This is a genomic window from Faecalimicrobium dakarense, from assembly GCF_000499525.1.
GTDB classification, from domain to species: Bacteria; Bacillota; Clostridia; order Peptostreptococcales; family Peptostreptococcaceae; genus Faecalimicrobium; species Faecalimicrobium dakarense.
Window position 1 is genome coordinate 1 of record NZ_HG529392.1, and the last position, 10319, is coordinate 10319.

Annotated in this window: 9 protein-coding genes and 1 pseudogene; 9 read left to right on the plus strand and 1 reads right to left on the minus strand. The window is 29.0% G+C overall.

The features are described 5' to 3' along the window. The 3 genes and pseudogenes from BN899_RS19225 to BN899_RS13865 form a co-directional block, all read left to right on the plus strand. On the plus strand, positions 1 to 648 hold a 648-nt coding region (locus BN899_RS19225), incomplete at its 5' end, for an SPOR domain-containing protein (protein WP_042276533.1). A 362-nt stretch (positions 649 to 1010) separates the two neighbouring features. Continuing rightward, positions 1011 to 2936: a peptidase U32 family protein gene (locus BN899_RS13860; RefSeq protein ID WP_042276535.1), complete on the plus strand. Its 1926-nt coding sequence runs from the start codon at positions 1011 to 1013 to the stop codon at positions 2934 to 2936. Positions 2937 to 3054: 118 nt separating this feature from the next. Next, a pseudogene (locus tag BN899_RS13865) lies at positions 3055 to 4225 on the plus strand (aspartate aminotransferase family protein). Between the two features lie 133 nt (positions 4226 to 4358). On the opposite strand, the gene lpdD reads toward BN899_RS13865, so the two are convergent. Beyond that, entirely contained in the window at positions 4359 to 4742 is a 384-nt protein-coding gene (lpdD, locus tag BN899_RS13870) for a prenylated flavin chaperone LpdD (RefSeq protein WP_042276537.1), read from the minus strand. A 196-nt stretch (positions 4743 to 4938) separates the two neighbouring features. On the opposite strand from lpdD, the gene BN899_RS13875 reads away from it, so the two are divergent. Genes BN899_RS13875 through BN899_RS13900 form a run of 6 tightly spaced genes read left to right on the plus strand, consistent with a single transcriptional unit; the run spans position 4939 to position 10309 of the window. After that, positions 4939 to 6387: a menaquinone biosynthesis decarboxylase gene (locus tag BN899_RS13875; RefSeq protein WP_042276539.1), complete on the plus strand. Its 1449-nt coding sequence runs from the start codon at positions 4939 to 4941 to the stop codon at positions 6385 to 6387. Next, complete coding sequence (locus BN899_RS13880; RefSeq protein WP_042276541.1) at positions 6374 to 7243, plus strand: UbiA-like polyprenyltransferase; 870 nt, start codon at positions 6374 to 6376, stop codon at positions 7241 to 7243. Before BN899_RS13875 ends, BN899_RS13880 begins: the two co-directional genes overlap by 14 nt. 22 nt (positions 7244 to 7265) lie before the next feature. Beyond that, the gene (locus tag BN899_RS13885; RefSeq protein ID WP_042276543.1) at positions 7266 to 7847 is read left to right on the plus strand and encodes a UbiX family flavin prenyltransferase; all 582 of its coding nucleotides are present in this window, start codon (positions 7266 to 7268) and stop codon (positions 7845 to 7847) included. Then, positions 7837 to 8790: an ABC transporter substrate-binding protein gene (locus BN899_RS13890; RefSeq protein WP_042276545.1), complete on the plus strand. Its 954-nt coding sequence runs from the start codon at positions 7837 to 7839 to the stop codon at positions 8788 to 8790. Before BN899_RS13885 ends, BN899_RS13890 begins: the two co-directional genes overlap by 11 nt. Before the next feature lie 17 nt (positions 8791 to 8807). Beyond that, the gene (locus BN899_RS13895) at positions 8808 to 9563 is read left to right on the plus strand and encodes an ABC transporter ATP-binding protein (protein WP_042276547.1); all 756 of its coding nucleotides are present in this window, start codon (positions 8808 to 8810) and stop codon (positions 9561 to 9563) included. Then, positions 9560 to 10309, plus strand: a complete 750-nt coding sequence (locus BN899_RS13900) for an ABC transporter permease (protein ID WP_042276549.1) — start codon at positions 9560 to 9562, stop codon at positions 10307 to 10309. Before BN899_RS13895 ends, BN899_RS13900 begins: the two co-directional genes overlap by 4 nt. Positions 10310 to 10319 lie beyond the last annotated feature (10 nt).

Below are 10319 nucleotides of genomic sequence, written 5' to 3' on the forward strand. Positions count from 1 at the left end.
GATTTTACAAATAGCGTGGAGTTTGGAGGAGTAATAACTGATGGAAATAGTATGGTAGTTGATTCTCTTAAAAAAGACACTATAAATATTTACTTTAGTAAAGATGGAAAATTTACAGAAGATTTACCAAACTATGAAATAAAATATAGAAAGTATCCATATTCAATGATTCTTACATTTAATGGAGTAAGAGGTATGTATGATACATATATAGAAAAAAAGGTAGAAAGGCTACCATTTGTAAAAGATGTATATGATATTATGACATTAGATGATTCTCAACGTAAATTTGCTATAGAGTTTAAAGAGAATATAGACTTTAAAATAACAGAGCACAAAAATCCAGGTATGATACAAGTAAAGATTAAAGGAAATAAAAATATTGAAGAAAATAAAGTAGCTTACTTTATAAGAACGAAAGAATTTGAGTACGGAGAAGAAATAGCTCGAATAGAAGAGAGCTTATTAAATTATAGCGATGTAGATGTTCAAAAAGTATCAAATGGAGAATATATTATTCAATTTGGACCTTATGAAAATAAAGAAGAGGCGAATAAGATAATTGAAGAAGTTAAAAAGGATAAAAGTATAGATGTAGATTTTTATTTAGAAAGTAGGAATTTAGGCCAAGGACCTAAAGTTAAATAGTAAAAAATAATATTATTAAAAAAGCTACTCTGTTGAGTAGCTTTTTTATGTATAGGAAAGTATTTGATGTAACTTATCTAATCCACAATTAAGCCTTATTTTAGTGGATAGTGTGAATAATGAAATCGATTTACTAATTAAACAAGGAATAAATTTAAAAAGTCTGTGGATAAATATTGAGTTGTTCCATGTTTTGATTCTAATAAAAATAAATTTTTTAATCTGAGATATCTATATTGCACTAATTCTATTAAAATCCTTCACTGCATTTTTATCTTATATAATTATCGATATGGTATAATTAACCAAAGGATTTAACTATATAAATATAGACAAAACAAAAGGAAAGAGGCAATAAAGGGATGAGTAGATATTTTAATAATCAAGAAGTTGAGCTATTAGCTCCTGCTGGTAATTTTGATATTTTTAAAGATATAATTCACAGTGGAGCGGATGCCGTTTATTTGGGTGGGAAAATATTTAATATGCGTATGCATAGGAAAGATTTTAATTTTACTAATGAAGAGTTAGAAGAAGCTATAAAAATAGCACATTCTTTAGGTAAAAAGCTATATATAACAGTAAATAATCTATTAAGTTCAGATGATTTATTACTAGCGGAAGAATATTTTAGATATTTAGATAAAATACAGCCAGATGCTTTAATAGTACAAGATATGGCAGTATTAAAATTAATTAAAGATTTAGGATTAAACTTAAATATCCATTCTTCTGTAATGATGAATGTACATAACTTTGAGACGATAAAAAGACTACAAAAATTAGGGGTAACAAGAGTAGTTATGTCAAGGGATGTAGATTTAAATACAGTGAAACAATTCTCTGGAAAAACTAATATGGAATTTGAATATTTTGTACATGGAGATATGTGTGTAGCTCATGGGGCTCAATGTCTTTATAGTGGAATGCTATTTGGTAAAAGTAGCAATAGAGGTCTGTGTATGAAGCCTTGTCGTTGGGGATACAGAATAAATAAAGATGACAGACAATATGATACAAGCTTTCCAATGGCAGTAAAAGATATGTATATGTATGAAAATATTCCAGAGTTAATAGAAGCTGGAGTAGTATCTTTTAAAATAGAAGGAAGAATGAGAGATGCAGAGTATCTTATAGACTTAATTAATTCATATAGTGATGCTATTGATAGATATATAGATGATCCTATTAGTTATGATAGAAAAAAAGATTCTCAAAAGATACATGACAATAGAAAGAGAGATTTTTCTACTGCATATGCATTTGGAAATCCGGGTCTTTTTAATATAAATGAGCGTTATGAAGGAACAGGTAAATTTTATAGTACAGGAAAGGTATTTAGTAATCCTGTAGATGAATTTGAAATAAAAAAGGAAAGAGTAGAAGAAATAAAATCTATATTAGAAACTGATAATAAATCAAATAATAAAGCTAAACTTAGTGTAAAAGTAAACTCTTATGAAGCAGCAATAATGGCTATAGAAGAAGGAGTAGATAAGATATATCTATCAGGAGAAGTATTTGAGCCAAATCTACCATTTACTAAGAATGAAATAATATCTATAACTAAAAATAAACAAAACTCTAAGATATACTTAGGTTTACCTAAAATGATGTTTGAGGAAGACTTTTCAAGATACAACCATTTACTAAGAAACAATGATTTAGGATTAGATGGAATATTAGTTACAAACTTAGGAAGTATAAATAAATTTAATGATTTAAATTTAGAAATTATTGGTGATTATTCATTAAATATATACAATAAAGTTTCAGCTGATTTTTATAAGAGTGAAGGATTAAGCTTAGGGGCAATATCATGTGAATCACCAGTAACAAATACAAAGGATATGCTAAAAAACTCAAAGCTACCTTTAGAAATAATAGTTCATGGATCACCGGTTGTAATGTATATGAGCCATGATTTATATGAAAACACTAAGGCATTAAATCCAACTGAAAAAATAGATAGAAAGTATAATGATAAAGGAGTTTTATTATTAATAGATGATAAAGGGAATGAACACCCAGTATATAGAGATAATTCAGGCAAAAATCACATGCTATTATCAAAAGAATTATGCTATATGCCAATTTTAAAAGAATTAAATAATTTAGGAGCTAAGTCTTTTAGAATAGAAAGTTGTAATTACGACAATGATACACTAAGAAATATTATAAAATCTTATAAAAAAGCAATAAATAATTTAGATAGTTGTAGCAAATTATTTGATGAATTTGACTATAACTGTTTAGGGTTTACATTAGGAGCAATGCAATTTAATTAAGGAGGAATGTGTTTTGATAGGGGCAGAAAAAATAATAGAAAAGAAAAAAGATTACTTATTTCCGTCATCTCAAGGAAATCATTTTTATAAAAATCCACCACAATTAGTAAAGGGAGATATGCAATATCTTTATGATGATAATGGTAAAGAGTATATAGATTTCTTTGCCGGAGTATCGGTAATGAATTGTGGTCATTGTAATAAAGAAATATTAGAAGCTACAATAAATCAAATGCAAACTCTTCAACATACAACAATAATATATTTAACAGAGCAAATGGTTAATTTAGCAGAAAAATTATCTAATATACTTCCGGGAAATTTAAGACGCTCATTTTTTTGCCTCTCTGGATCAGAGGCAAATGAAGGAGCTATGTTATTAGCTAGATTATATACAGGTAAAAATGAATTTATTGCATTAAGTAATGGATTACATGGAAGAACTCATTTAACCATGAGTGCTACAGAAATACCTATGTGGAGGGCTGACCCTAATTTATCAAAATCAATACATTTTGCAAAGAATGTATATGATGAAAATCTTAATATAGAAGAAGCTGCAAAAAAAATCTTTAGAAAATATCGAAGAGATAATTGATGTAATAGGAGCTGAAAATATAGCAGCATTAATAGCTGAACCAATACAAGGTAATGGAGGTATAATAACTCCACCATTATGGTATTTTAAAGAAATGAAAAAGATACTAAAAGAAAATAAAATATTATTAATAATAGATGAAGTACAAACTGGATTTGCTAGAACGGGTAAGATGTTTGCCATAGAAAATTATGATGTAGTACCAGATATAATGACAGTAGCTAAGGCTTTAGGTAACGGAATGCCAATATCAGCATTTTGCACTAACAATGAAATAGCTAAATCTTTTACAAAGCCATCTGCATCAACATTAGGAGGAAATCCAGTATCATCAGTTACAGCAATGGCAGTTTTAGATTACATAGAAAATAATAAACTTTGCGAAAGAGCTGAAGAACTTGGAAAAATATTAAAAGATAACCTAAAAAGTCTTCAAAAAAAATATCCTATAATAAAAGATGTAAGAGGTATAGGATTAATGTTGGGTGCTGAACTAGTAAGAAAGAATGGAGAGCCAGCAACAGAAGAAACCGATATAGTACTAGAAAAGTTAAAAGACAGAGGTTTAATAGTTGGTAAAAATGGGTTAGGTAGAAATGTGCTAGCATTCCAACCGCCATTAGTAATAACTAAAGAGAATATAAAGACATTAATAGATAATCTAGATGAAATCTTAGATGAAATAAAATAATTAAAAGATGCTATCACAGCAGATGTGATAGCATCTTTTTAAATACAAGGAAATTGTAATTTACAACCGCTAAGCTTTAGCAATGGACCTGATTTATGCGGCGTTGGCTATATGAGCGAAGCGAATTTTTTAATTATTTAATATATGGCTTTTTTATAGATTGAACTAACTCATTTACAATATCGTCTATAAGATTATTTATGCCTTGAATTTCATCAAAAGTAATATTTTCTATATGTATACCACAGCATACAACTACAGTTCTATTAATTTTACTAGCTACATTTTTTGCTACATTTTGTACTATTACATCTTCTTTGTGACCTGTTACGGTTATTAAAGAAACAGAAGAACTTATCTTATTTTTATCTTCAAGGCTAACTCTTGGAATTCCAAGTGCAACAGCACCTATATGAGAAACATCTCCACCATATATACTAATATTTAAATCATTACCCATTTTTATAGCAGAACAATTTATATTATGGTCTTTAAATTTCTTGGTTATTTGAAACATTTATACCTCCTATAAAGCTTAATAATATTTTTAAATAATTATAATATAGATAAGTTGAAAAATACACAGTAAAGGGATGGAAATGTTGAAATTAAGGCAAAAATGTAGTAATATGAAAAAGTTAAATAATGTAAAAAATGGGCAAAAAAGAAATCGTTAACACAAATATAAAGGGAGCAATATTAGGAGGTATTTTATGTCTTTTAAAGACTTACAGACATTTGTTAAGGAGCTAGAGAGCAAGGGTGAGTTAAAAAGAATATCAGTAGAAGTAGATCCAGAACTTGAAATAACTGAAATAACAGATAGAGTTTCTAAAGATTATGGACCAGCACTATTATTTGAAAATGTAAAAGGTTCTAAGTATCCAGTTTTAATTAATGCTATGGGTACTTATGAAAGAATGGCGATGGCATTAGGGGTAGAAAAAATAAATGATATAGGAAATGATATAGAAGAATTTATAGATATGGCTAACTATATGGGGATAATGAACAAATTCAAATCATTGCCTAGATTAAGTAGAATGGCAACTGTATTTCCTATTAAATTACCCAAAAAGGGAGCATGTCAAGAAGTTATAAATCATGAACCAGATTTAAATGAATTGCCTATATTAAAATGTTGGCCTGAAGATGGGGGGAAATTTATAACACTTCCATTAGTTGTGACTAAAGACCCAGACACAGGAATACAAAATATGGGGATGTATAGAATGCAAGTTTATGACAAAAACACTACAGGTATGCATTGGCACTGGCATAAAGATGGAAGAGAAATATATGAACAATATAAAAAGTTAGGTGGAAAAATGCCAATATCAGTGGTACTAGGTTGTGATCCAGCAATTACATATGCAGCAACAGCGCCATTACCCAAAATGGTAGATGAACTTATGTTAGCAGGATTTTTAAGAAAAATGCCAATTAATCTTGTTAAATCAATAACTAATGATATTTACGTTCCAGCAGATGCAGAGTTTGTAATTGAAGGTTATGTGGATGTAAACGAAGAGTTAAGAAAAGAAGGACCATTTGGGGATCATACTGGATACTATTCATTAGCGGATGATTATCCTGTATTCCATGTAACATGTATAACTCATAAAAAGAATCCTGTATATCCAACTACAATAGTAGGAAAACCGCCAATGGAAGATTGTTATATGGGAAAAGCTACTGAAAGAATTTTCTTGCCATTATTAAAAATGATTAATCCTGAAATAGTAGATATTAATTTCCCATTAGAAGGAGTATTCCATAGTTGTGTAATAGTATCTATCAAAAAGAAATATCCAGGCCATGCAAGAAAGATAATGAACTCAATATGGGGAATGGGTCAAATGATGTATACAAAAATGATTATTGTAGTTGATGAAGATGTTGACCCGCAAGATGTATCTACAGTAGCTTGGAAGGCTTTCAATAATATTGATGCAAAAAGAGATTTAGTAATTTCAGAAGGACCGCTAGATGCGCTAGATCATGCGGCTGAGATACCTTTTTATGGTAGCAGAATAGGTATAGATGCTACAAAGAAATGGCCAAGTGAAGGTCATAAAAGAGAGTGGCCAAATGATATAGAAATGTCAGAGGATATTAAAAAACAAGTAGATAGAAGGTGGGAAGAGTATGGGATTAAGTAAATTAAAATCTAAAGTTACAGACTATGGAACTTTAGTCATGTTTTCTCATACTATTTTCTCTTTATCATTTGCTTTGATTTCAATGTTACTAGCAGGAAATAATAGATTAAATTTCACTACAATATTTTGGATAATAGTAGCTTTTTTAGGAGCTAGAACGGGAGCTAATGCTCTAAATAGAGTAATAGATGCTAAGATAGATGCTAAAAATCCAAGAACAGCTACAAGACAACTACCTCAAGGATTAATGGATAAAAAAGAAGTATTAGCCTTTGTAGTAATATGCTTTTTAGTAATGGTCTTTGCAGCATATAAACTTAATACAATTTGCTTAATACTTTCACCAATAGCTTTATTTTTAATGATAATTTACTCTTATACAAAAAGATTTACGTGGGCATGTCATTTAGTGCTTGGTGTAACTTCAGCAGCGGCACCAGTTGGAGCATGGCTTGCTGTTACAGGTAAAATTACGTTACTTCCATTAGTAATGGGAGCTGCAAATACTTTATGGGTAGCTGGATTTGACATTATTTATGGTGCTCAGGATTATAAATTTGATACAGAAAATGGAATTCATTCAATACCAGCAAAATTTGGAGTAAAGAATGCTTTATTAATATCAAGATTATTTCATTTTATAGCTTTAGTATGTTTAGGGGTTGTAGGGATACTGACAAAGCAGTTAGGAATTATATATTATGTAGGATTATCTATAATTGCAATATTATTTATAGTACAACATAGGATGGTAAGTCCTGATAATTTGAAGAATGTTAAAGTAGCATCATATAATGTCAATCAGGTTATAAGTATTGTGTTTTTAGTTTTTGGATTAATAGACTGTTTGATATAAAGGAGAATGACTATGAAAAAAAATAGTAGTTGGAATTACAGGGGCAAGTGGAAGTATATATGCTAAAAGATTAATAGAAGTGTTAGTTAAAGAAGGAATTCAAACTAATGTAGTGGCCACAGAAAAAGGGAAACAAGTTTTTAAATATGAACTGTCTATAGATTTAGATACTTGGATTAACGAATTAAATATAAATTATAAAAATGTAAAGCTTGAAGATAACAATAACTTATTTTCGGGTGTAGCTAGTGGTTCAAATAAATATGATGCTGTAATAATACTACCTTGTTCTATGGGTACATTAGCTGAAATAAGCCATGGGTTATCTAAAAATTTATTATGTAGAGCAGCTGATGTTGCATTAAAAGAGGGCAGAAAGTTGGTAATAGTGCCTAGAGAAACTCCACTTAATACTATACATTTAGAAAATATGCATAGGTTATCGACTATGGGAGTTGCCATTATTCCAGCAATGCCAGGATTTTATCATCATCCAAGTTCAATTGATGAAATTGTAGATTTTTTAGTGGGTAAAATATTAGATTATCTTAATATAAATAATGAACTATTCAAAAAGTGGGAGGACACAAAATATGAGATTTAAGAAAATTATAGGGGCGACTATGGCATTAGCTATAGCGACAACAATGGTAGCTTGTAAAAAACAAGAAGAAAAGCCAGAACAAAAGAAAGCTGATAATACTTTAAGAGTAGGTGTAATGGGGTCAATTGATGCAATTCCACTAGTATTAGCTAAAGAAAATGGGTACTTTAAAGAATTAGGATTAGATTTAGATCTTCAAATATTTAAAGCTGCTAAAGATAGAGATGCAGCATTACAAGCAGGGGAATTAGATGGTGTATTAGCTGATGAAGTTGCTATTTCAATTTATCAAAATTCAGGAATTGATATGAAGATAACAGGTACAACAAATGGAACATTTACATTAGTTGCTGGTAAAGATTCTGGAGTTAAATCAGCAAATGATTTAAAAGGTAAAAAAATAGGAATATCAGAGCGTACAATGATGGATTATTTAGCTGATTATATAGCTACAGAAAATGGTATGAATGCTAAGGATATAGAAAAAGTGGCAATACCAGCAATGCCAGCTAGATTAGAAGCGCTTAGAAATAATCAAATAGATGCGGCTATACTACCAGCTCCATTTAATGACACAGCAATTGCAGATGGGGGTAAAGAAATAGTTAAGTTATATAATAAAGATATAATGATATCTACTACTGGATTTTTACAAGATGCTATAAATAAAAAGCCTGAAGCTATAAAGGACTTCTATAAAGCTTATAATAAATCAATTGATTATATAAATAACAATGATATATCTAAATATGAAGATATAGTAATATCAACAGTTGGATATTCAGAAGACATGAGAGGGAATATTAAATTACCGGACTTTAAGGCTAACTATTTACCATCAGAAGAAAAGGTTCAAAAAGTATTTGATTGGTCAAAGGAAAATAAAATAATAACTAAAGAACTTAAAGCTAAAGATGCAATGAGTGATATAGGTACTAAATAGTTCTTGGAGGAAATTTTATGATACAGATAAATAATGTATCTGTTTTCTATGAATCAAAAAGAGAAAAAGTAAAAGCTTTAGGACCAATAAACTTTAAAGCTGAAAATGATGATATATGTGCAATAATAGGTCCTTCAGGATGTGGTAAAACCACTCTATTAAATGTACTATCAGGAATAATAAAAAAGTATGAGGGTGAGGTTCTTTTAGATTTAAAAGAGCTTAACCCTCATATTCATAAGATTGGATTTATTCCTCAAGACTTTGGACTTTTACCATGGAAAACAGTAGAAGAAAATTGCCTTTTACCTTTTAAGATAAAAAAAGAAGTAGTTGAAAATGATACTACCCAAAAAATGGACTTAATTATGAAAAGGTTAAATATAAATGAATTAAAAAATAGATACCCAAATGAATTAAGTGGGGGACAAAAACAAAGAGTTTCAATTGTAAGAAGTTTTTTAATTAATCCAGATTTACTTTTAATGGATGAAGCATTTTCAGCCTTAGATGCTATTATAAGAGATGAAGCACAGGAGTTATTTTTAGATATATGGAATGAAAATAAAATGACTACATTCTTTATAACTCATAGTATTGATGAGGCCTTATATATGGGAAAGAAGATAATAGTAATGTCTAATAGACCGGGAGAAATTATTGAAGTTATAGATAACAATCTTTTTAATAATAAATATTATAAAAAAGATAAAGATTATTCCATCCTATTTTCGCATATAAAAGACCTTATAAAAAGGGGATGGGATAAGTGAAGGTATTAAAAAAGATAGAAACATTTGTTAAAGGTTTTATAATACTTAATTTACTTTGGTATATATTTAGTATGGTAATGGATTCTAGAATAGTACCAAAACCACATGAAATATATATGTACATACCAAAATTATTTGAACAAGATTTTTATATGCATATAAGTGCAAGTTTATATAGAGTACTAATAGGTTTATTGATATCATTTTTAATTGGGTCTACTATAGGATTATTAATGGGATACTATAAAAATATTAATAAACTATTAAATCCATTAATATATTTTACATATCCAATACCAAAGACTGCATTACTTCCAGTGGTTATGACTATTTATGGATTAGGAGATGGATCAAAGATAACATTAATAGTTTTAATAACGGTATTCCAAGTAATCGTGTCGGTAAGAGATGCAGTATCAAATATACTAAGTGAGAACTATAACCCATTAATTAGTTTGGGAGCAACAAAGTTACAGTTATTTCGTCATGTAACCATTCCGGCAATTTTGCCAGAGATATTAACGAATATAAGATTATCTATAGGTACGGCTTTTTCTGTACTATTTTTTGCAGAGGCATATGGAACAAATGCTGGTGTAGGGTACTTTATACAAGATGCATGGACAAGGATTAACTATATAGAAATGTATTCTGGAATAGTTATATTAAGCTTTTTAGGATTAATATTATTTATACTAGTAGATTTTATTGAAAGTATAGTATGTAGATGGAAAGTAAAGATTTAAATGAAACTAT